Below are 22533 nucleotides of genomic sequence, written 5' to 3'. Positions count from 1 at the left end.
GGGGGGCTCCCTCCCCTTGCCATATAAAACGTGCCGTCATCCTGCTCCCAGACCGCCAAGCCGCTGCCGGCCCCATCCATATTAAAAAGTCCCGAACCACCGAGATAGATCACCATCCTGATCATTTGTCATTGGCCGATATTTATGTTTCTGTTATCCTAACAGCAATGAGCCCCACTTGCGGGTGACTATCTTAAACTTGAAGAACGGGGAGGCTTCAGGTCGCCCTGTCTGAGATAAAGGAGCGACCCATGCAGGATATCCCTGCCCTGCTGCCCCAGCCCAAAGCGGTTGCGGCCGTCCTCAACCGGCCGGTCAACGAACTGCCAACCCTGCCGGTGGTGGCCCTCAAGCTGCTCAAGCTCACCAGCGATGTCCAATCTTCCTCCCAGGACCTGGCCCGGGTGGTGGAGACCGATCCGGCCCTGACCGCCAAGGTGCTGCGCATCATCAACTCGGCCGCCTATGCCCTGCCCCGCAAGATCTCCTCGGTGCAACAGGCCGTGGTCCTGCTGGGCTTCTCCACCATCCGTACCCTGGCCCTGGAGGTGACCCTTTTCGAACAGCTGGTGCCGGCCCGACACGGGCTGGCCTTTGACCGGATCTTTTTCTGGCGCCACTGCCTCTCCGTGGCCGGCCTGAGCATGGCCTTCGCCGAAAGCCTGGGCCACCCCGAGCCCCAGGAGGTTTACGTGGCCGGCCTGCTCCACGACATCGGCAAGATTATCCTGGATGTGTACGGCCGCATCAGCTACCGGGAATTTCTCAACAACATCTCCCGCTCCGAAGGGCTGCTGGTGGAGGAAGAGCGAACCCTCATCGGCCTGAGCCACGACGAGGTCGGTGCCTTTTTCTGCGCCGAATGGGATATTCCCCAAGGAATTATTCTGGCGATCCGATTCCACCACCAGCGCTTCGGCCATCTTAACCTGCCCGCCGATCAGGCCCTGCTGGTGGCCAGTGTGGCCCTGGCCAACTTCATTACCTGGACCCAGGGTAACGGCTCGGTCAACCTGCTGGGCCACCCCATCCTCCAACCCGAGGTGGAGGAGATCATCGATCTGGAGCGGGTCAACCTCCAGGCCATGATCCGACGGATGGAGCAGGAGGTCAAAAGCGCGGCCGACTTCTACCAGTTCTCCTTCCCCACCCCCGAAGAGCTGCGGGAAAATATGCTCCGAACCAACCTGCGGCTGGCCAGAATGAATACCCGTTTCTATTACGCCCGGGAAGATGAGCACAACGAGGCACTCTCCGACCTGACCCGGATGCGGGCCAGCCTGACCAGCCCCCATCGCAGTCTCGATCCCGAAGAGATCATCACCGCCACCCTGACCTCCATCCATCGGGATTTTAATTTCGACCGCCTCTACCTGATGCGGATCGACCAGGATAGTCGCAGCCTGCAAATAACCAATGTCTTGGACACGGTAGCCTCCGGGGTGGATCTGGCTTCGTGCAGCCTGGCCATCACCCCCCTCTCCGGGACCCTGCTCGGCTGTCTGCGCAACCGGGAGCCGGTCCTCATCTCCGGGGCCGACAGCGGCGAAACCGAGGCCCTGGCCAAGCTGCAGGCCCGGGAGATCGGTCTGGTCCCCTTTGCCAACAACAACCGAATCCTGGGTCTGATCGGGATGGACAACTCCCGTTCGGGAGAACCGATCCGGCCCAGCGCCCTCCAGGCGGTGGCCATTGTGGCCAATGAACTGGGAATGGCCCTGGAGAACGCCCGCCGATTTGCCGAAGTTTCCCTGCGGGCATCCATTGATGGACTAACCGGGCTGAACAACAGGACCGCCCTGGACGCCATGCTGGCCGAAGCGTTCGCCGCCGCCAGCGCTGCGGGAACGCCCCTCTCCCTGGCCATGTTCGATGTGGATCACTTCAAGAAGTTCAATGACCGCTTCGGCCATCAGGCCGGCGACAGCGTTCTGGAACTGCTGGCCGCCACCGCCCGGAAGTTGAGCCGCCCCTCGGATCAAGTGGGCCGCTACGGCGGGGAGGAGTTTCTGATCATCCTCAACCACACTGATCACAATGAAGCCCTCCATTTTGCCGAACGGCTACGCCGGGAGATCGAAAAACTCGGCGTCCTCCTGGGTAAACGCTTTCCCGACACCCCCCTGACGGTAAGTGTCGGGGTAAGTTCACTCAACCCCACCGTGGAAAACTCCAGGCAACTGGTGGCCCTGGCCGACCAGGCCCTCTACCGGGCCAAGCACGACGGCCGCAACCGGGTGGCCGGCCAGACCTCATCGAAGGCTTAACAGCCCGTTGAAAAACGGGCTGTTAGCGGCCCATGGACGGGCCGCCGAATTCGTTGGCACTGAAAGTGGCAATGAATTCGTGAGGTTGGCCAAAGCCATCTTTGGCCAACGTTAGTTGAAAAAGCCAGGGATGGCTTTTTCAACGGGCTGTTAAGGAACATCACAGTCTTAGAAAAAGCGGCGCAGCCGCAACTCCAGGCGGTTGCGGTTGGCCTTTTCACCATATTCGCTGCCGCCATCCCCGCTCAACAGGGTGAAGCGCAGCCGCCCTTCCCAGTTGGTGAAACCGGTGTAGATCAGCTCCGGGCTTAACGAAAAACTGTCGTCGTCCAGGTTGACGATCATGGTGACGGCAGGAGTGAAGTAGAGAATATCGGCCGGCTCCCGCCAACTCAGGCGGGTGTAGAGATAGTTGCGGCCGACCAGGGGAGTCCCGTAACGGGGGGCCAAGCCGGCCGCCCGCGCCAGGGTGGTGGTAGCGCCGGTGCCCAGATATTGCTCATAACCATTGTGAGCCAGATCATAAAAACGGCCTAGCTCTTCCGACCCATGGCCCCCGCCGTTATGATAGAGTTCGGCAATGATCGTCAACTGCCGGGCGGTAAGATAGCGCAACCCCAGCAGATAGCTGGTTGCACTACCGGTCGCGGCCACCATGCTTCCATCGGCCTGGAGGGTGGCGAAAGGTTGCCTGGGGATATGGGCCAATTCACCATGAATTGTGAAGTTGGTTCGCAGATTGCGGGCAATGGCCAGTCCGAAACGGGTGGAGCGGCTGTTGCCGGTGAAACCGAGGAGATTGATATCGGTATCGCGATAGAGCAGGTAGAGCTTGGCGGCCAGGTTAAGGTTGTCGGCTTCCCCGAAATCCTCATTCAGATCCCGGGTCACCGGCAGGGCAACCAGGCTCAGTGAGGTGGTCCGCAGGTTACCGCCCCGGCTTCTGGTCAGATCCAGACCCACCCCGACAAACCCCTCCCGCGACTCCTCGGGGTTGTCCGGATCTTTGGGCCTTTCGACAAAACCCACGGGGTTGATGGCATAACCGGTTCCCCAGCGGATCACTTTTTTGCCCAGGTCCAGGCTCCGGCCCGGCGTCGGCGTGAGGCTGAGATAACCTTCCAAAAGGTCGGTCTGATCACCCCGGCCCAACTCGTCCCACCAGGCCGTGGCCCGGGCCTTGCCCTGCAGCACCGCAATCCCCCGGCGGTAACTTCCTTCAAGCTGGAGGGAGGGGGTAAGCCGGTTCAGGTTGGAGCGGGGCTCACGATAGTGGCGCAACTTGTAAAACGCCCCCTCCTGGTTAAGCCGAAGATGTTCTCCCTTGATTTCGCCGTATCCGCCCCAGGAAAAGGGGCGGGGCTCGAAGGCGGTCAGATCGAAATCGTAGAGATCAAAGGCGGCGGCCGGACTGGCGGCAATCAGGGTCAGCAGCAGGCACCAACCGCCAAGCCATCTTCTCATCGCAACTCTTCCACCCGGGGCAGATAGGTGAGGGTGAAAATCTCATCGGGTAATTCCCGGGGGGTGATCTGGCCCCAGATCATCACCGAACGGTAACCCTGATAAAGCGGACTGTCGGTTTCCAGCACCGAGGGGCGCAGAACTCCATCGCCGAAATCCTTCAACTCCCGGTAACGCAGGGTCTTTATCAGCATCCCGTCAGCGGTGCGGCATTCAATCTCGGTGGGCACCAGGGCTTTTTTATCCACGGTCATCAGCAGGTTGTCGTAGGCCACAACTCCGCTCCTGGCCTGCAACTCCAGCAGATAGTTATCACCCTGGTCACCCATGGCCACCGGCACGTATTCGCTCTGATAGTCGAGCCGCAGGATGTCGGAGTTGTTGAAAACCCCGCCCACCACCGATTGCAGGCTGGTGATCCGGATGGGCCGACCCACCTCGGGAATATAGAGCCACATATTGTCATCCTGGCGCAGGGTGGCCCGGCCCTTTTCACTGGCCGGGGAGAGGAAAAGGGCCACGGTCCGGTCCCGCCCCTTGCGCAGGCTGTAGAGGACAAACTCCTTGCGGCTGCCGTCGGGCTCGATATTGATCAACTTGCGGTACATCTCGGCCGATTCCGGCTGGAGATTGCGATCCACCCGGGCCAGCACCTCCTCGGCGGTCAGGGCGGCGGCCGGCGTGGCCAGAGCCAGGGCACAGAGGGTTACCATCAGTCGCAACATAACCTTTGTTCTCCTTAAGAGGATTAGAGATGGCGCAGGGCCTGGATCGGATCGAGGCGGGAGGCCTTGAAGGCCGGTTGCAGCGTGGCCAGGACCGCGCCGCCCACCACAATCAGTGAGATCAGCGCCAGTTCGCCCCAGGCGATTTCGGCCTGGAGAATCAGGCCCTGCTGCCGGCCGAAATCGTAGCTGATCTCGGCCAGGTTGAGCAGTTTGATCACCAGCAGGCCGACCAGGCCACCGCCGGCCGCCCCCACCACCCCGAGGCTGAACCCCTCCAGCATGAACATGGCCAGGATGCGGCCCGGCAGGGTGCCGATGGCGGCCATGGTGCCGATCTCCCGAATTCGTTCATAAACCGCCATGATCATCACGTTCATGATGCTGACCAGGACGATGGCGATCAGCATCAGTTTAACAAAAAAGGTCATCACCTCGATCATCCGGGCGATATTGTAAAAGGGGGAGAGCTTTTCCCAGGTATGCAGTTCATAAATCGGCCGGCCCTGCTGGTTCAACTCCTTGGCCAGCAGGCTTTCCAGCTCGGCGGCAAAAGCGGTCAGCACATTAAAATCGCGCAGGCGGATGGCGATTTCGCTGACCTCGCGCTCGGGCAGACGCAGAATCGCCGCCGCATCGTCAATGTGAAGATAACCGTCGCGGCCGCCGGGGCCGGTGGCACTCTCCAGGATCCCGGCCACCACCAGCTGGCGGCCGTTAACCGAGCCGTCCTGGTTGGTGGCGACCACCACCACCGTATCCCCCACCGCCACCTTCATGCCCCGGGCCAGCAGTTCCGGAATCCAGATCCGGCCGGGAGCCAGAGTCGCCTCCCCTTCCAGCAGCCGAGCGGCCAGCAGGGGTACGGTGGCCAACTCCCGGGCCGGATCGATACCGTTTAAGCGAATATTGGTGGTTTCGACGAAGGTACTGAACATCGCCCCGAACTTGATCCGGGGCGACCAGGCTTCCACCTCCGGCCGGGCAGCAAGCAGCTTTTCCAGCTTGCTCAAGCCACCGCCCTTGAGGTTGAGATTAAGGGGCAGGTTATCGATGGAGGCCACATAGCCCTTGCGATGGACCTGAAGGTGGCCCAGCATGGAGTCGGTGGTCTGGGCGATCATCATATTTTTGAAGGAACCGGTCACCGCCACGAAGAGCAGGACGAAGATCACCCCGATGGCGATCAGGGAAGTGGTCAGCAGGGTTCGTCGCCGGTACCTGAGCAGATTGCGCAGGGCAATTTTCAGCAGATTAAGCATGGTCTCCTCCCCCACCGTTTTCACTTTTCAGCAGCCGGCCATCTTCCAGGGTATGGATAACCTCCGCCTCCCCCACCACCTTGGGATCGTGGGTGGAAAAGATAAAGGTGGTGGCGAACTCGTCCCGCATCCGTTTCATCAGGTCGATCACCCGCATGGCCGTCTGATGATCCAGGTTGGCGGTGGGCTCGTCGGCCAGCACCAGCTTGGGTTGACCCACCAAAGCCCGGGCCACCGCCACCCGCTGCTTCTGACCACCGGAGATCTGATCCGGGTACTTGTCGGCCTGGGCCTCCATCTCCACCGCCGCCAGCAGGGTTCGGACCCGGCGGCGACGCTCGGCGGCCGGCAGCTCCAGGACCAACTGCAGCGGATACTCGATATTCTCGGCCACGGTCAGCACCGGCAGCAGGTTGAAATCCTGGAAGATAAAGCCGATATTACGACCCCGGAAACGGGCTCCGCCCCGGCGATCCAGCCCCAGCACATCGGTTCCCGCCACGGTCAGGGCGCCGGCGGTGGGTTGGTCCAGGCAGCCAATCAAATTGAGCAAAGTGGTCTTGCCGCTGCCCGAGGGGCCGACAAAAGAGACGAAAGAGGCCGGGGCAATCTCAAAACTGACTCCGGCCAGGGCCCGCACCCGCACCTCCCCGGCCTGATACTCCTTATCGAGATCCCGTGCCGTGACCAGACTCATAACTATATTCTCCCGTAAGATTATCCCCACGTAGTTGCCACTTGGAATGACCGTTCTACATTAACCATATAGCAAAGTGCATTATAGTAGAAGGTCATTTTGGGGGGTCACTTAAATATTAATCACGGCTTTTCGATTGACGGGCGCCCCTCGATTAACTATCTAATTTTATCTTGCCGGCTACAATCCAAACAATACAATGGAACAGCCCATGAAAACAGTAAACGAAATTGAACCGCTGCGCCAACTGCGACGCCAGTGGCGGGGGGCCGGGGAGCTGGTGGCCCTGGTGCCCACCATGGGTAATCTCCATGCCGGGCATCTGGCCTTGGTGGAGCGGGGCCGGGAGTTGGCCCACCGGGTGGTGGTCTCGATCTTTGTCAACCCCGCCCAGTTCGACCGGGCCGACGATCTGGCCGCCTACCCCCATACCCCGGAAGCCGACCGGGCCAAGCTGGCGGCGGCGGGGGTCGATTGCCTCTTTGCCCCGGAAACGGCCACGATCTATCCCGATGGTGGGCTGGCGACCAGGGTGGAGGTGCCGGGGATCGGCGAGATCCTGGAAGGTGCCTCCCGGCCGGGCCATTTCACCGGAGTCGCCACCGTGGTCTGCAAGCTTTTCAACCTGGTGGAACCGGAGCTGGCGATCTTCGGCGAGAAGGATTTCCAGCAACTCTTGCTGATCCGCCGGATGGTGGCCGATCTGAACATGGCGGTAAAGGTGGAGGCCCTGCCCACGGTGCGGGAGAGTGACGGGCTGGCCATGAGTTCCCGCAACAATCGCCTGGGCAAAAAAGAACGCGCCCTGGCCCCCGGTCTTAACCTGACCCTGCGGGAGATCGCCGCCCAGATCAACGATTACCGGGGCAATCTTCCCGCCTTGCAGGAGCTGGCCGGGCAGCAACTGGCCGACCGGGGTTTTCAGCCCGACTATGTGGAGATTCGGCGGCGGCAGGACCTGGCCCCGGCCGCCGCCGATGATGAACAGCTGGTGATTCTGGCCGCGGCCTGGCTGGGCGACGTCCGCTTGATCGACAATCTAATGGTGGGATAAAAAATTGATTTACGGGATCGGCACCGATATCGTCAAAATTGCCCGCATGGAAGCGGCCCTGGCCCGTCATGGGGAACGCTTTGCCCGCCGCATTCTGGCCGCCGCCGAATGGGCTGATTTCCAGCGAAGCAGGCGTCCGGCGGCCCTGCTGGCCAAACGTTTCGCCGCCAAAGAGGCGGCCGTGAAGGCCTTCGGCACCGGCTTCAGCGGCGGTCTGGGGCTGCACGATATCGCGGTTGATCACGACCGGCGGGGGGGGCCCCGGCTGATTTTCAGCGGCAAAGCCGAGGAGTTTTGCCGCCGGCGGGGAATTGGCCGGGGTCTGATCTCTTTAGCCGACGAAAAGGACTATGCCATCGCCTTCGTCACTCTACTGCTTGCCAGCGACCGGCAAGCAGTAACTGATGGGGTTTGAAGCGGGCCTTGTAGCTCATGGCCGCCGCCCCCTCGATCCAGTAGCCCAGATAGAGGTACCGACAGCCGATCTTTTTGCCCAGCTCGATCAGGTAGAGGATATTCATGGTCCCAAGGCTGCGCTTTTCCAGCTCGGGATCGAAATAGAAATAGACCGCGTTGCAGGCATCCGGCGCCAGATCGATCACGGCCAGACCGACAAGCTTGCCGGCCAGGTGGTAAGCGACCTCATAGCTCTCGGTGATGGAGCTGAGGAAAAAACCGCTGTAGTACTCGACGGCCCGGGCAAAGGGCTGCTCTTCGCCCAGATGACGACGCCGAGCCCGCTGGGGATCGCTTTCGGGATAGCGGTGGCTTAAAAAGCGCTCGCACAGGGCCAGTTTCTCTTCGCTGACCTCTAATGGACCGTGGCTGACGATCAGATCCCGGTTCTTGTGCCAGACCCGCCGCTGATTGCGATTGGCGACGAAGTCGGCCAGCACCAGCCGGATCGGCACACAACCCCGGCAGTTGGGGCAGGCCATGGTGTAGATGGTGTTGCCGTTGCGCCGATAACCGGCGGCCAGCAGGCTGGCGAACAGTTCACCGGAGAGCGGCGGACACCAGGTTTGCCGGTAAACCGCCGACCGCTCCAGCCCATAAGGACATTCCGAGGGCACGTCAAAGAGATACCCAGCAAGCTCCTCCTGATCCGACCACCCTTGCCCGAATTGCACCCTCCCCTCCTCAATACAGCAGGTAATCCCGGCGTAGATGGTCAAAATCGGCCAGTTCCGGCTGCCACTGGGCTTCCAGATCCATCAGCGATTCACCGGCCGCCAACCGGGGCCACAGCTCCTCATCCCCCAATACCAGATTGATGGGAGGGCGTTCAAACTCATACTCATAGGGTGGCGGCTTCAGCGCGAAATCCTCGGGGTAAAGCCGGGCGATGGCCTGCAACAGCGCCAGGGTGGTCCGATAGGGGCGGAAGCTGCCGGGGTCGGTGACATGCAGTTGAAAGCCGACACAGGGCTGGCCGGCCCATTTGCCGGCCACCGGTTCAAAGACCAGGGGGCGCAGCAGACAGCCGGGCAGTTGGACTGGGGCGATGGCGGCCATGATCTGGTCATGGCGGCAGAATGGGGCCCCGAAAAGTTCGAAGGGCATGGTGGTGCCCCGCCCTTCCGAAACATTGGTGGCTTCCCAGATCACCTGGCCGGGGTAGACCAGGGCGGTCTGGGGAGAGGGCATATTGGGGGAGGGAAAAACCCAGGGAAAACCGGTGGCTGGGAAAAGCATCTCCCGCCGCCAGGCGGCCATGGCGATCACGCTGAGGCGGCAGCCCAGATCAAAACGGTGATTGATCAGCAGGGCCAGCTCCCCCAGGGTCAGGCCGTGGCGCATGGGAATCGGGTAAAGGCCGACAAAGGAGCGGCAACTCTCCCGCAGAATGTTGCCCTCCACGGCCAGACCGCCCAAAGGATTGGGCCGGTCCAGCACCACCACCTCCTTCCCCTGATCCGCCGCGGCTTCCAGGCAATAGGCCAGGGTGTAGAGAAAAGTATAGACCCGGGTGCCGACATCGACCAGATCCACCAGCAGCAGATCGCAGTGCTCCAGCATGGCTGGAGTGGGTTTACGCACCTCACCGTAGAGGCTGAACAGAGGCAGGCCCGAGACGGGATCGACCATATCCGCGGACTCGATCATGTTGTCCTGCTTCTCGGCGAAAAAACCGTGCTGGGGAGAAAAGAGGCAGGTCAGCTGGGCTCCGAACCGTTCCCGAATCAGATCACGGCTGTGGCGGAAGTGGCGATCGGTGGAAGCCTGATTACAGAGCAGACCCAGGCGTTTGCCCCGCAACGCCGCCGGTGGATTCTCCAGCAATCGCTCCAACCCCAAGGTGATCATCCCAACCATGCCCTCATTTCATCATTTACCTGCTAGCCGATGTCTCCTCTTTTAGTTTGGACCAAAAGGGATTGCAAGAAAAACCAGCGACCTCTCCGGCGGCTAAAACTTGCAGCCTGGGGGCTACCAGGCCTGAGCCTGGAATCCGGATCGGCCCAAGATCGGTTCAGGTACCACAGAAGGTTTTGGTCACCACCTCTTCCGGTCTGGGTGGCCGGGCGTAGCGGATAAACTCCGGCTGGTCCGCGAAGGGGGCGGCGAGCACGGCCAATAACTCTCTAAACCGTGAAAAGTCACCTTGATATCCGGCCCGGATCACTTCTTCAACCCGATGGTTACGGGGAATAAAGGCGGGGTTGACCGCCTCCATGGCCGCCCGGCGCTGGCGATCATCGCTGCCTTCCGCCGCCAGCCGACTGCGCCAGCTTTGCGCCCAGGGCTCAAACTCCTCCGGGCGCTCAAAAAGGCGGCGCAGTTCCTGATCCCCCTGGAGATCAACCGTCTCCAAACGACAAAGCCCCCGAAAGGTCAAGGTGAAATCAGCCCGATTGGCCGCCATCAGCGCGAGTAACTCTTCAATCAGGCCACGATCTTCCGCTCGCTCTTCCCTTAAGCCGATTTTACGCCGCATGCCGGCCAGCCAGGCCGCCTGAAATAGCTCGGGAAAACGGGCCACCTCCTCCCGGGCCACCGCCAGGGCCTCTTCGGGATTGTCGGCCAACAGGGGGAGTAAACTCTGGGCCAGACGGGCGACGTTCCCGTGGGCCATCGCCTGCTGATTGGCATAGGCATAACGCCCGTAATGATCGATGGAGCTGAAGACTGTTTCCGGATGATAGGCATCCATGAAGGCGCAGGGGCCATAATCAATGGTTTCCCCGACGATGGAGGTGTTGTCGGTATTCATTACCCCGTGGATAAAGCCCACCAGCATCCAGGCCGCCACCAGGCCGGCCTGACGCTGGACCAGTTCCCTAAGCAGAATCCGGGCGGCTCTTGCGGTGCCGGCAAGCTCCGGGTAGTGGCGACCCACCAGGTAATCGGTGAGTTCGATCAGGGCCCGCCGATCATCCCGAGCCGCGAAGAACTGAAAAGTTCCCACCCGGACATGGCTTTGGGCCACCCGGGTCAGAATCGCCCCGGCCAGCCGGGTTTCCCGGACCACCAGTTCGCCGGTGAGGACGGCGGCCATGGCCCGGGTGGTGGGAATCCCCAGGGCGGCCATGGCTTCGCTGATCAGATATTCCCGCAGCACCGGACCCAGGGCAGCCCGGCCATCCCCACCCCGGGAGAAGGGAGTCGGCCCGGCCCCCTTGAGCTGAATGTCCCGGCGCCTCCCTTTGCGGTCAACCACCTCCCCCAGGAGAATGGCCCGGCCGTCCCCCAGTTGCGGCACCCAGGCCCCGAACTGATGGCCGGCATAGGCCATGGCCAATGGTTCGGCCCCCGGCGGCAAACTATTGCCGGCCAAAACCGCCACCCCCTGCTCCCCTCCCAGCCACTCCGGGTCCAAACCAAGCTCAACAGAGAGCGGCCGGTTAAGTTGAATCAGTTGGGGAGCCGCCACCGGGGTGGGGGCCAACCGGGCAAAAAAATGCTCCGGCAGACGGGCATAGCTGTTGGCAAAATTGAAGCGGCCCGGGTTTGCTGGTTTTGCCGGCGCGGTCGGCATCACTGGAATCCTTAGAATGGCGGGGCGATGGTCACCAGAATCCGCATATCGGTGGTGGCCTTGACCCCGTGGGGCTCGCTGATCTCGCTGACCAGGATGTCGCCGGACTCAGCCGGCATGCTGGTGGCGTCGGCCCCGAGGAATTCACCGCTGCCGGCAACCACCTGGATGGTGAGCTGCCCTTCGGCGGGATGGGAGTGGACCGGAAAAACCTGGCCGGCCTTGAGGTTGAAGTTCAGAACCCGGAAATAGGGGGAATCATGGAGCAGGAACCGTTTGAAACTCTTGTCGTCGTACTGGTTGCTTTCGTTCAACGAGACCTTTTTCATGGTGTTACCTCCTTGGATTTTTTTCCACGATAACACCTGCCCCCGGCCAGCCGCCTTGACTTGAATCAAGCTTAGGGGGCCGGCCGGGCAAAATATTCGGCGATGGCCGCGACCAGGGCCGGAATGGTATGAATCTCCGGCTGAATATCCACGACCAGTCCCGCTTGGGCGGCGGTGGCGGCGGTGATCGGGCCGATGGCCGCGATCTTGACTCCGGCCAGCAACCCATGCAATTCCGCTTCACCCAGGCCCAGCAACTCGATAAAGTTAGTCACCGTGGAGGAGCTGGTAAAGGTGATCAGATCGATCTCACGCCGCTCCAGGGCCTGGCGAATTTCCGCCTCCATGGGGGGACGGACATTGCGGTAAACCGGCACGATCTCCACCGTGGCCCCGGCCTGTCCCAGGCTTGCGGGTAAAAGGTCCCGAGCCTTGAGGGCCCGGGGCAGCAGGATCTTTTGCCCGGCCACCCCCTGGGCCAGCAAGGCGGCGGTGAGCCCCTCGGCGGTAAATTGATCGGGCAGCAGATCGGCCCGAACGCCGTGGGCCATGAGGCTTTCAGCGGTGGCGGTACCCACCACCGCGATCTTCGGTCCCTTGAGACTGCGACTGTCCAGGCCGAGATCGGCCAGACGCTTGAAGAAAAAGCGGATCGCGTTGGGGCTGGTAAAAAGCAGCCACTGATAAGTGGCGATCTCCGCCAGGGCCCGGTCCAGGGGCTGCCAGGACTCGGGCTCGGCCAGGGCGATGGTCGCCCCTTCCAGACAGGAAGCCCCCAGATCCTCCAACTGTTCCACCAGTTCGCTGGCCTGGTCACGACTGCGGGTCACCAGAACTCTTTTGCTGAACAGGGGCCGTTGCTCGTACCAGTTGATCACGTCCCGCAGGCCGACCACCTCCCCCACCACCACCAGGGCCGGGGGGGTAATACCAGCCTCCTTGACCACCTCGGCGATATCGGCCAGGGTACCCACCACCGAACGCTGCTGGGGGGTGGATGCCCAACGAACCACCGCCACCGGCGTTTGAGGGTCGCGACCGTTAAGGATCAGGTTTTCGGCGATATGGGGCAAGTTTTTGATCCCCATATAAAAAACAATGGTGCCCACCCCGGTGGCCAACTTGTCCCAGGCGATCCGGCTCTCTTTCTTGTCCGGATCCTCATGGCCGGTGACGAAGGCCACCGAAGAGGTAAAACGGCGGTGGGTGATGGGCACCCCGGCGTAGGTGGCGGCGGCGGTGGCGGAGGTAACCCCGGGCACCACCTCGAAGGCGACGCCATAGCTGGCCAGCTCCTCGATCTCCTCGCCACCCCGGCCAAAGATAAAGGGGTCCCCCCCCTTGAGCCGGACCACGATCTTGCCGGCCAGGGCGTGGTCCACCAGCATCTGGTTGATCTCGGTCTGGCTGTGGGTATGCTGGCTGCCCCCCTTCTTGCCGGCATAGATCAGCTCAGCCGATTCCGGAACATGGGCCAGCAGCTTCTTGTTGGCCAGGTAGTCATAAACCACCACCTGGGCCCGCCCCAGCAGACGCCGCCCCTTGACGGTGATCAGCTCGGGGTCGCCGGGCCCGGCCCCGATCAGGTAAACTTTTCCTTTCGGCTTTTCCATGGTCTTACTCAAGGCTGGAGCCATAAACCGCTTCCAGGATCTCCCGGCCGCCGGCGGCCAGCAGTTCCTCGGCCACGGCCAGACCAATGGCGGCGGCGTCGGTGGCCGGGCCGCTTTTTTCCACCTTGAGCAGGCGACTGCCGTCCAGGGGGGCGACCAGACCGGTCATGGTCAGGGTTTCGCCACTTAAGGTGGCGAAACCGGCCAAAGGCACCTGGCATCCACCCTCCAGACGCTTGAGATAGGTGCGTTCCGCCCGCACCGCCAACATGGTTTCCCGATGATCCATGAAGGAGAGCATTTGCAGCAGCTCGCCATCGGCCTCCCGCAGCTCGATACCCACCGCCCCTTGGGCCACCGCCGGCAGCATCTCGTCGGCCTTAAAGCAGAAGGTGGCCCGCTGGGAGAGCTTTAACCGGTTCAACCCGGCGGCGGCCAGAATGATCGCGTCATAACTGCCCTCATCGAGCTTGCGCAGCCGGGTGTCCAGATTGCCCCGCAGATCCTCGATCTTAAGGTCGGGACGCAGGTGGGCCAGTTGGGCCTTGCGCCGCAGACTGCTGGTGCCGATGGTGGCTCCGGCCGGCATCTCGGCCAGGGTCTGGTAACGGTTGGAGATAAAGGCGTCGTGGGGGTTCTCCCGCTGGGTGATAATCCCGATATGCAGCCCCTCCGGCAGTTCGGCCGGCACATCCTTCATGCTGTGGACGGCGATATCCACCTCGTGGCGCAACATCGCCTCCTCGATCTCCTTGACGAACAGCCCCTTGCCGCCCACCATGGCCAGGGGAACATCGACGATCTTATCCCCCTTGGTGATGATCTTGACCAGCTCCACGCTGCACTGGGGGTATTCGGCCTCGATCCGGCCCTTGATCCAATTGGACTGGGCCAGGGCCAACAGGCTGGCGCGGGTGCCGATCCGGATAATTTTCTGCATATGGGGTTTCCTCAACTCAACGGTTACGGGTAGCTTAATCGATTTTGGTGAAGGCCCGGCTGTTGGCGCCGCAGACCAGGCACTTTTCCGGCGGGGCCGAACCGGCTTCGGTATGGCCGCAAACTTCGCAGACGTAATAGTCGGCCTCGGGCAGATTGTCCAGATTTTCCATGGCCTGGCGATACAGTTCGGCGTGGGTTTTCTCCACCTTGTTGGCGTGGGTGAACGACATCTCCGCCGCCTTGTTGCCCTCGGCCTTGGCGACCTCGATCATGGGGGGGTACATCACCTCAAACTCATGCAACTCCCCTTCCATGGCCACCCGCAGGTTATCTTTGGTGTCCCCGATCGCCTTCAGTGCCCGCAGATGGGCGTGGGCATGGATGGTTTCGGCATGGGCGGCGGCCCGGAAGAGCCTGGCCACCTGGGGATAGCCGTCTTTGTCGGCTTTTTTGGCAAAAGCCAGGTATTTACGATTGGCCTGGGATTCCCCGGCAAAGGCAGCCCACAGATTCTCTTCGGTCTTGCTCATGGCGTAAATCTCCTGGTCTGAATCAATAATTATGATTAAGCTTGTGAAGGCAGTCCGCTAAAATAGTTATTATCGATCGGAATTGCAAGCAGAAGCAGGAAAAACGATTTTACAGGTTCCAGCGCCATGATTTTCAAGTTTATCCTTTACCCATGGTTTTGTCTCCTCGCCATTTTCCCTTCGTCATTGGCCGCGGCGGTGCTGCCGGCTTCGATCTTTGAGGATGGCGGCTATCTGGTGACCAGGGGGGGGGGAATCGTGGCGGCCCGTAATCCGGAACGGTTGCTGGTGCCGGCCAGCACCTGGAAGATCGCCACCGCCCTGCTGGCCCTGGAACGGCTGGGACCCGATTACCGTTTCGCAACCCACTTCCATCTGGGCATGGGCGATCTCTACATCCGGGGCTTCGGTGACCCCCTGTTGGTCTCGGAAGAGGTGGCCCTGATCGCCACCCGCCTGACCGGCCTGGGGGTAAAGGAGATCGGCGATATTGTCCTCGACGATTCCTTTTTTCAACTGGAGCGGGCAACCCCGAACGGAGCCGGAGTATCCCTGCGCTCCTACGATGCCGCCAACGGCGCCCTGGTGGTCAACTTCAACACCATCAACATCACGGTGGATCTCCAGGGCATGGTCAGCTCCGCCGAGGAACAGACCCCCACCCTGCCGGTGATGAAAGCCAAGGCCGGGGGGTTGGCCCCCGGCACCCACCGGATCAACCTCTCCCAGCAGCGGCAACACAGCCTGGCTTACGGGGGAGAACTGTTTGCGGAGATGCTCCGGCGACAGGGGGTAAAGGTGAACGGTACCATTCGGGCGGGAACGGTGCCCGCCGGAGGGCAACCGGTTTACCGCCATCTCTCCTCCCGGCCGCTCAGCGAAGCGGTGGCGGCGATGCTGCTCTACTCCAACAATTTCATCGCCAACCAACTGCTCCTGGCCAGTGGCGCCGCCACCTTCGGCGAGCCGGCCACCTGGGAGAAAGGACGGGAGAGTCTGCGGCTCCACCTGGAGGAGATGGGGCTCAAGGAGGGAAGCTTCCTGGTGGAAGAAGGATCCGGACTGAGCCGGGGCAACCGGATCACTCCTTCGGCCCTGCTCCGCTTGCTGGAACTATTCAGACCTTACGCCCAACTGCTGCCCGCCGACCAGGGGCGTCTCCTCAAATCGGGGACCTTGACCGGAGTCTATGCCTATGCCGGTTATTTCAACAACGGCGGCACCCTGGACCCCTTTGTCCTGATCCTCAACCAGAGCGCCAACCGGCGGGACCGGGCCTTGGAGTTGCTGGAGAAGCACTATCGGCAAGCCCAGACCCGCTGAAAATTCACTCAACCGGAATGGCGCAACAGGGTGATGGTCTCCAAATGGTGGGTCTGGGGGAACATATCGATCAGTTGCATGCCCGCCACCCGGTACCCTTTTTGGCCTAGAACCGCCAGATCACGAACCATGGTGGCCGGATCGCAGGAGATCATGATGATGCGGGAGGGCCGGGGGTCCCCAACTGCGCGAACCAGCTCCAGGCAACCTCCCCGGGGGGGATCAAGCAGCAAGATATCGGGATTAACCCCGGCGGCATAAAGGGCGGCCAGGCCCTCCTGGGCCCCGGCCCGGTTGAATCGGCAGTTTTCAATGCCGTTGGCCTGGGCGTTGCGTATGGCTCCACGAATGGCGGCGGCCTGGATATCCACCCCGTACACCCGGCCACAACCCAGGGCCAGAGGCAGGGAGAAGTTGCCCATGCCGCAATGGAGATCAGCCAGGACCTCGTCGCCCGCCGGCTGGAGCAGCTCAAGCAGGCGGGCCAGCAACCGCCGGTTCTGCCCCTCGTTGACCTGACAAAAAGCGGTGGGCTCCACGGTCAATTCCAGGGAGCGGCCGGCTATGGCGGCGGGGAAAAGAAAGTGGAGCCGCAGTTGCTCGCTTCCATCACGCCCCCGGGCCCCCGATTGCCGGTCGATAAAAGGGCCGGCCTGATGCCCAACCGGCAGAAAAGCGATCCCTTTCAGTTGCGCCAGCTCCCGGCAAAGCTGCCAGGCGGCCTCTCTCTCCGCCGGCCGGGGCCGGCGCCGGTGGTGAAGCAGCAGGACCACCTGCCCGCTTTGCGGATCCAGGCTGAACTCCAGGGCCTGGCACTGGTCCGCCAGCCGTCGCCAGGAAGAGCTGGCCGGCAGTTGCCGCCAGACCTGGTTGATGGCCGGGCGGGCCAAGAGACATTGCTCCACCTCGGTGAACCGATGACTGCCGGCCTGAAAAAAGCCCAGGCGGCCCTCGGCCACCTGGAGCCTGATTCGCTGGCGATAGTTAAACTCCTGCTCCGAGGCCAGCGGGGGAGCTAAAACCGGCTCCACCTGGGCGTCCAGGCCGTGGCGCTGCAGCAGTTCCCGCAAGATCTGCTGCTTTAACTCCAGTTGGCTGGGATAGTTGGCGTGTTGCAGGTCGCAACCGCCGCAACGCTCATACCATGGACAGGGGGGCAAGCGGCGCTGGGGGCTGGGCTCCAGCAACTCCACCAGACTGGCCTCCTGGTAGCTGCGGTGGCTGCGCCGCACCTTGACCCGCACCAGTTCGCCGGGCAGCACCCCCGGCACCAGGACCGTGCAGCCATCCTCCCGGCGGCCCAGACCCAGGCCGCCGGCCACCACCTTTTCGACGCGGAGTTTCAATAATGCTGATCGGCGTAATTCAACCAGCCGCCGGCCTCCACCAGCCGCCGGTCAAACTCGTTGATGGTGAAGGGAAATTCGGCCTCCCGCTCGCCCCTGGCCCGCAGCTTGCCCGCCGCCAGGTCAACCTCGATTTGCACCTCGCCCCCCAGATTGAACAGGGTATCGAGATCGGCTGGGGGCAACTCGATGGCCAGCAACCCGCAGTTGAACATATTCTGGCGGAAGATCCGGGCGAAGCTGGCGGCGATCACCGTGTTGATTTCGTTGACCTCAAAAACCCAGACCGCGTGTTCCCGGGAGGAACCACAGCCGAAATTGGCCCGGCTGACAATGACGTTCTTGCCGGCCAGATCACGTTGGGGATCAAAGCCCCCCAGTTTCAGGTCTTCCAGGACGTAGGGCTGGAGGGCCATCTTGGTGATCTCGGTGAGATACTTGGCCGGAATGATCTCGTCGGTGTTGATATCGCTGCGATCCAGGAACAGGGCCTGGCCTCCAAATTCTCTCATCTTACTTAGCTCCCATTGCCAGCATTTTACGGGGATCGGTGATATGACCGGCCACGGCGGCGGCGGCGGCGGAGAGCGGACTCATCAGGTGCACGATCCCCCCCTTGCCCATCCGGCCGTTAAAGTTGCGATTGGTGGTGGAAGCACAGATCTCGCCCTCGGCCAGCACCCCGTTGCTCATTCCCAGACAGGCGCCGCAGGTGGGGTTGGTGATGCAGAAGCCGGCCTCCATGAAAACCTTGATCAGCCCCTCTTCCAGGGCCTGGGCATAAACCTTGGGAGTGGCCGGCACCAGAATGGCCCGCACCTGCTCGGCGATTTTACGGTCCTTGAGTACCCGGGCCGCCTCCCGCAGATCCTCGATCCGGCCGTTGGTGCAGGAGCCGATGTAGACCTGGTCCACCGGGGTACCCTCCATCCCGGTGATATCCTTGACCTCGTCGGGCTTGAAGCCGTAGGTGGCCTGGGGGACCAGCTCCGAAACATCAAAGGTCAGTTCCCGCTCGTAAACGGCATCGGGATCGGAGTGCCAGCGGGCAAAGTCGGTCACCGCCGCCTCGATGGAGTCATACTGCTCCTGAATAAAGGGCCAGAGGTATTCGGCGGTGGTCCGGTCGGGCAGACAGATGCCGCAGGTGGCCCCGGCCTCGATGGCCATGTTGCAGAGGGTCATCCTGGCTTCCATGCTCATGGCCGTGACCACCGGGCCGACAAACTCCAGCACCCGGTCGGTGGCGCCGTTGACCGTGATCTCCTTGATGATCTTGAGGATCACATCCTTGGCATAGACCCCGGCCGCCAGCTCTCCCTTGATCGTGACCCGGAAGGTTTTGGGCAGGCGAAAGGAGCAGACCCCTTTCAAAATACCCACCTCCAGGTCGGTGGTGCCCACCCCGGCGGCAAAGGCCCCGAAGGCTCCGTGGGTGCAGGTGTGGGAATCACCCATGATCACCGTATAGCCCGGACGGATAAAGCCCTTCTCCGGGAAGAGGGCGTGGCAGACCCCATTCTGGCCGATATCGAAAAAATCCCTGATCTGGTGGCGGCGGGCCCAGTCACGGAGAATTTTGCCCTGGGTGGCGGTTTTGGAATCCTTGGCCGGGGTGACGTGGTCGATCACCGCCTTGATCTTATCGGGATCGAACACCCGGTCCAGACCGCGCGCCTCCAAGTCGGTGATGGCAATGGGGGTGGTGATCTCATGGCACATCACCACGTCCAGATCGAGAATAATATTCTCGGGGGTGGGAGTATCACGGCGGTGGGCGGCAAAAATCTTTTCAACGATGGTCTGGGACATCGGTTTCTCCAAAAAAAAAATTACAGTTTGGGCAGATTGCGGGTCGCTTCGGCAATCGCCTCGTCGGGCAGGGCGTAATTCTGCAACTCCCCGGCGAAAAATTTCTCATAGCTGGCCAGATCAAGCAAGCCATGGCCGGAGAGATTAAAGAGAATGGTCTGGGGTTTGTCCGGTTCGCGGGTTGCCTCGATGATCGCCGCCCGGACGGCGTGGCATGATTCCGGGGCGGGAATAATTCCCTCGGTACGGGCAAAGAGGGTGCCGGCTTCGAAGCACTCCAACTGGTGAAGGGCGGTGGCCTCCATCAGATTTTCCCGCATCAGGGCGCTGATCACCGGCGCCATGCCGTGGTAGCGCAAACCACCGGCGTGGATCCCCGGCGGCATGAAATCGTGGCCCAGGGTGTACATGTAAAGCAGAGGGGTGCGCTGGGAAACATCGCCGAAATCGTAGGCGAAGCTGCCCTTGGTCAAGGTCGGGCAGGAGGTGGGCTCCACCCCCAGCAGGCGGATCTTCCGGCCGGCCAGCTTGTCCGGCAGAAAGGGGGAAGCCAGGCCGGCAAAGTTGGACCCGCCCCCACAACAGCCGATCACCACGTCGGGATAATCGCCCACCATGGCCAGCTGCTCCTTGGCCTCCAACCCGATTACCGTCTGGTGGAGACAGACATGGTTGAGGACCGAACCCAGGGCGTACTTGGTGTCATCCCGGGAAACCGCGTCCTCCAAAGCCTCGCTGATGGCAATTCCCAGGGAACCATGGGTATCGGGGTCTTTGGCCAGAATCGCCCGACCGGTGGGGGTGTCGGGGCTGGGGCTGGGAACGATCTCGGCCCCGTAGGTGTTCATCATCACCTTGCGGTACGGTTTCTGATCGTAGGAGACCCGCACCATATAAACCTTGCACTCCAGTCCGAACTTCTGGGCGGCAAAGGAGAGAGCGCACCCCCACTGCCCGGCCCCGGTTTCGGTGGCCAGCCTCTTGACCCCTTCCCGCTGGTTGAAATAGGCCTGGGCCACGGCACTGTTGGTCTTGTGGCTGCCCGAGGGTGAAACCCCTTCATACTTGTAGTAGATCTTGCTTTTGGTCTTGAGGGCGTCCTCCAGAAAAGTGGCCCGAATCAAGGGAGAAGGCCGCCAGATCTGCCAGATATCGAGAACCGGTTCGGGGATGTCGATCCAGCGCTCGCCGCTCATCTCCTGCTCCAGCAGGCCCATGGGGAAAATCGCCCCCATCTTGTCGGGGCCGATGGGCTGGCCGGTGGCCGGATCCAGGGGTGGTGCCACCCCGTTGGGGATATCGGCGATTACGTTGTACCACCGCTTGATCCGACGGTCGGCTGGGAGATCGATCTGCTTCTGCCGCATGGATTGAGCCTCCTAAAAATCTTCAAAGTCGTCTTCGTCGAAGGGGATCACCTTCTCTGCCCGCCTTCCCTTTTCCACGGTGGCAGCGCCGCCGGCTGCCACGGGAGGGGCCACCCGGCTCCCGGCACGGGCCGATTTGGGGGCGGCGGACTTTTCTTTACCATCATCGGCGCCCGAGGGCAACGCCTTCATGGACTTGGAGCCACCCTTGCCACGGGGGGCGAGGGGACGACCGGATCTGTGATCTTCCAGGCTCCGGCGGGGCAAGGACGCCCCGACAATTCCAGCCAGCTCCCGGATCAGGGTGTTGATCTCGGTGGCCTGGCCGGAAAGCTCCTCGCTGGCCGAGGCGGCCTCCTCGGAGATGGCCGCGTTGCTCTGGGTCACCTGATCCACCTGGGAGACGGCGAGGTTGATCTGGTTAACCCCCTGGGCCTGCTCATCGCTGGCCACCGCGATCTCCTTGGCCAGCTGGCTGACCTTGTTGACCCCCTCCACGATCTTGATCAGGATCTCCTTGACCTGGGCCGCCGCCGCCACCCCGTTGTCGGCATTTTTCTGCGACTGCTCGATGAGCTGAGCGGTATTGCGGGCCGCCTCGCTACTGCGCTGGGCCAATGCTCGCACCTCGTCGGCCACCACCGCGAAACCGGCTCCCGCCTCACCGGCCCGGGCCGCCTCCACCGCCGCGTTCAAGGCCAGCAGATTGGTCTGGAAGGCGATCTGGTCGATGGTCTTCATGATCACCGCCGTTTCATCGGCCGAGTGTTTGATGCTGCTGATCGCCTCCCCCATCCGCTCCATGCTTTGCTGGGCGGTTTCCGCTGAATTGCGGGCATTTTCCGCCATCTGACTGGTCTGCTTTACATTGTCGGCATTGAGCCGGGTCATCGACGACATCTCCTCCAGGGAGGCGGAGGTCTCCTCCAGGGAGGCCGCCTGGTTGCCGGCCCCATCGGCCAACTCGTGGCTGGCAGCGGAGACTTGGGTGGCGGCATCCATCAGATTGCTGGAGTTGCCGGCCAGATCTTCGATGATCTTGGAGATCGGCCGAATCACCGAATTGGAGACCACCCGCAACACCAAGGTGGCAAAAAGCAGGGCCATCAGGGCCAAGCCACCAACCACAATCCAGGTGGCTTTAGCCACCGCTTGCTGCAGCTGCAGATCGGCGGCTTCCAAGGATTGGATCACCTGAAAGGCCCCATGCAGCTCACCCACCTTCCAGTTTTCCATCCGGCCTCCGGTGGGGTCGATCCCCCGGTCATTACCCCAGAGAGCCGTGGAGTTGGCAGGATCACCATGGCAGATCAGACAGGTTTCGGTGAGCCGTACCGCCCGGAAGTAGCGCACTGAGTTGGTGCTCTCATCGATCTCGTAGTATTCGTTGAGACTCTGTTCGGCCATGGTCCGCAGGGCCCTGGCCTCCAGGGGGTCGGGCTGATTGCGGGGATTACGGGGGTTAAACTTGGGCACCCGGAAGGTATAACCCCCCTCCTCCGCCTTACGCATGGCCGCGTTCCAGGCCGAAACCACCGGCACGGTGGCCAGAATCTTATCCTGCTGGCCCTGGGCGGCAAAGGTCCGCAACTGTTCGGTGGAAAAAAGTCCCATGCGCCATTTGGCCTCCATCTCCTCCCGGGCGGACTCGGCGGTAAGGCAGATGGCCCGGGCCTTATCGGTGAAAGCCGTCAGGGTCTTTTCCCGCGACTCCGCCATATAAAGCCGAAACAACACAATGATGAGAATGGTGGGCAACACCACCCCCAGCAGCACGATTTTGCCCCGTAACGACCACTGTTTCATCCCCATTTCCGCCAATC

At 61.9% G+C, this 22533-nt stretch carries 20 protein-coding genes; 4 read left to right on the top strand and 16 right to left on the bottom strand.

Going from position 1 to position 22533, the window contains the following annotated elements:
- Positions 1 to 251 precede the first annotated feature (251 nt).
- Positions 252 to 2267: a sensor domain-containing diguanylate cyclase gene (locus tag ACHHRT_RS01980; RefSeq protein WP_395497165.1), complete on the top strand. Its 2016-nt coding sequence runs from the start codon at positions 252 to 254 to the stop codon at positions 2265 to 2267.
- A 168-nt stretch (positions 2268 to 2435) separates the two neighbouring features.
- Here ACHHRT_RS01980 and ACHHRT_RS01975 read toward each other — a convergent pair whose 3' ends face one another.
- The 4 genes from ACHHRT_RS01975 to ACHHRT_RS01960 are packed head-to-tail and all read right to left on the bottom strand — an operon-like array spanning position 2436 to position 6415.
- The gene (locus tag ACHHRT_RS01975; protein ID WP_395497163.1) at positions 2436 to 3731 is read right to left on the bottom strand and encodes a hypothetical protein; all 1296 of its coding nucleotides are present in this window, start codon (positions 3729 to 3731) and stop codon (positions 2436 to 2438) included.
- Positions 3728 to 4456, bottom strand: coding sequence for an outer membrane lipoprotein-sorting protein (locus ACHHRT_RS01970; protein WP_395497161.1), 729 nt, complete (start codon positions 4454 to 4456; stop codon positions 3728 to 3730). The genes ACHHRT_RS01975 and ACHHRT_RS01970 overlap by 4 nt, the downstream gene beginning before the upstream one ends.
- A 23-nt stretch (positions 4457 to 4479) precedes the next feature.
- Entirely contained in the window at positions 4480 to 5718 is a 1239-nt protein-coding gene (locus ACHHRT_RS01965) for an ABC transporter permease (RefSeq protein ID WP_395497159.1), read from the bottom strand.
- Complete coding sequence (locus ACHHRT_RS01960) at positions 5711 to 6415, bottom strand: ABC transporter ATP-binding protein (protein ID WP_395497157.1); 705 nt, start codon at positions 6413 to 6415, stop codon at positions 5711 to 5713. The genes ACHHRT_RS01965 and ACHHRT_RS01960 overlap by 8 nt, the downstream gene beginning before the upstream one ends.
- 211 nt (positions 6416 to 6626) lie before the next feature.
- Here ACHHRT_RS01960 and panC point away from each other — a divergent pair, with 211 nt between their 5' ends.
- Complete coding sequence (panC, locus tag ACHHRT_RS01955) at positions 6627 to 7469, top strand: pantoate--beta-alanine ligase (RefSeq protein WP_395497155.1); 843 nt, start codon at positions 6627 to 6629, stop codon at positions 7467 to 7469.
- A gap of 4 nt (positions 7470 to 7473) precedes the next feature.
- A complete protein-coding gene (acpS, locus tag ACHHRT_RS01950; protein ID WP_395497153.1) occupies positions 7474 to 7884 on the top strand; it encodes a holo-ACP synthase in 411 nt (136 codons plus the stop codon).
- Here the strand turns inward: acpS and ACHHRT_RS01945 are convergent.
- The 7 genes from ACHHRT_RS01945 to ACHHRT_RS01915 form a co-directional block, all read right to left on the bottom strand.
- Positions 7835 to 8599, bottom strand: a complete 765-nt coding sequence (locus tag ACHHRT_RS01945) for an arginyltransferase (protein ID WP_395497151.1) — start codon at positions 8597 to 8599, stop codon at positions 7835 to 7837. The two genes, acpS and ACHHRT_RS01945, sit on opposite strands and share 50 nt — an antisense overlap.
- Positions 8600 to 8609: 10 nt before the next feature.
- Positions 8610 to 9776: an exo-beta-N-acetylmuramidase NamZ family protein gene (locus ACHHRT_RS01940; protein ID WP_395497472.1), complete on the bottom strand. Its 1167-nt coding sequence runs from the start codon at positions 9774 to 9776 to the stop codon at positions 8610 to 8612.
- A 166-nt stretch (positions 9777 to 9942) separates the two neighbouring features.
- A complete protein-coding gene (locus ACHHRT_RS01935) occupies positions 9943 to 11448 on the bottom strand; it encodes a protein adenylyltransferase SelO (protein WP_395497149.1) in 1506 nt (501 codons plus the stop codon).
- Positions 11449 to 11459: 11 nt separating this feature from the next.
- A complete protein-coding gene (locus ACHHRT_RS01930) occupies positions 11460 to 11777 on the bottom strand; it encodes a cupin domain-containing protein (protein WP_395497147.1) in 318 nt (105 codons plus the stop codon).
- A 71-nt stretch (positions 11778 to 11848) separates the two neighbouring features.
- On the bottom strand, positions 11849 to 13390 hold the full coding sequence (gene cobA / locus ACHHRT_RS01925) for a uroporphyrinogen-III C-methyltransferase (protein ID WP_395497145.1): 1542 nt from the start codon (positions 13388 to 13390) through the stop codon (positions 11849 to 11851).
- Positions 13391 to 13394: 4 nt separating this feature from the next.
- Positions 13395 to 14330: a hydroxymethylbilane synthase gene (hemC, locus tag ACHHRT_RS01920; RefSeq protein ID WP_395497143.1), complete on the bottom strand. Its 936-nt coding sequence runs from the start codon at positions 14328 to 14330 to the stop codon at positions 13395 to 13397.
- A 34-nt stretch (positions 14331 to 14364) separates the two neighbouring features.
- Positions 14365 to 14862 (bottom strand): rubrerythrin family protein, encoded by a 498-nt coding sequence (locus tag ACHHRT_RS01915; protein ID WP_395497141.1) that lies wholly within the window; start codon positions 14860 to 14862, stop codon positions 14365 to 14367.
- Positions 14863 to 14988: 126 nt separating this feature from the next.
- Between ACHHRT_RS01915 and ACHHRT_RS01910 the strand changes: the two genes are divergently transcribed.
- On the top strand, positions 14989 to 16185 hold the full coding sequence (locus ACHHRT_RS01910; RefSeq protein ID WP_395497139.1) for a D-alanyl-D-alanine carboxypeptidase/D-alanyl-D-alanine-endopeptidase: 1197 nt from the start codon (positions 14989 to 14991) through the stop codon (positions 16183 to 16185).
- An 8-nt stretch (positions 16186 to 16193) separates the two neighbouring features.
- On the opposite strand, the gene ACHHRT_RS01905 is transcribed toward ACHHRT_RS01910, so the two are convergent.
- From ACHHRT_RS01905 to ACHHRT_RS01885, 5 genes are read right to left on the bottom strand one after another with little or no spacing between them, the layout of a single operon-like run.
- The gene (locus ACHHRT_RS01905; protein WP_395497137.1) at positions 16194 to 17531 is read right to left on the bottom strand and encodes a class I SAM-dependent RNA methyltransferase; all 1338 of its coding nucleotides are present in this window, start codon (positions 17529 to 17531) and stop codon (positions 16194 to 16196) included.
- A complete protein-coding gene (locus ACHHRT_RS01900) occupies positions 17528 to 18043 on the bottom strand; it encodes a 3-isopropylmalate dehydratase small subunit (protein ID WP_395497135.1) in 516 nt (171 codons plus the stop codon). The genes ACHHRT_RS01905 and ACHHRT_RS01900 overlap by 4 nt, the downstream gene beginning before the upstream one ends.
- A 1-nt stretch (position 18044) precedes the next feature.
- Positions 18045 to 19343 carry a 3-isopropylmalate dehydratase large subunit gene (locus tag ACHHRT_RS01895; protein ID WP_395497132.1) on the bottom strand — a complete coding sequence of 433 codons (1299 nt, stop codon included), beginning with the start codon at positions 19341 to 19343 and terminating at the stop codon, positions 18045 to 18047.
- Between the two features lie 20 nt (positions 19344 to 19363).
- Positions 19364 to 20710 carry a TrpB-like pyridoxal phosphate-dependent enzyme gene (locus ACHHRT_RS01890; RefSeq protein WP_395497130.1) on the bottom strand — a complete coding sequence of 449 codons (1347 nt, stop codon included), beginning with the start codon at positions 20708 to 20710 and terminating at the stop codon, positions 19364 to 19366.
- 12 nt (positions 20711 to 20722) lie between these two features.
- Positions 20723 to 22522 carry a methyl-accepting chemotaxis protein gene (locus ACHHRT_RS01885; RefSeq protein WP_462348128.1) on the bottom strand — a complete coding sequence of 600 codons (1800 nt, stop codon included), beginning with the start codon at positions 22520 to 22522 and terminating at the stop codon, positions 20723 to 20725.
- Positions 22523 to 22533 lie beyond the last annotated feature (11 nt).

Source organism: Desulfurivibrio modestus (genome assembly GCF_044068625.1).
Classification (GTDB): Bacteria; Desulfobacterota; Desulfobulbia; order Desulfobulbales; family Desulfurivibrionaceae; genus Desulfurivibrio.
This window is presented reverse-complemented; position numbering and strand designations above follow the sequence as displayed.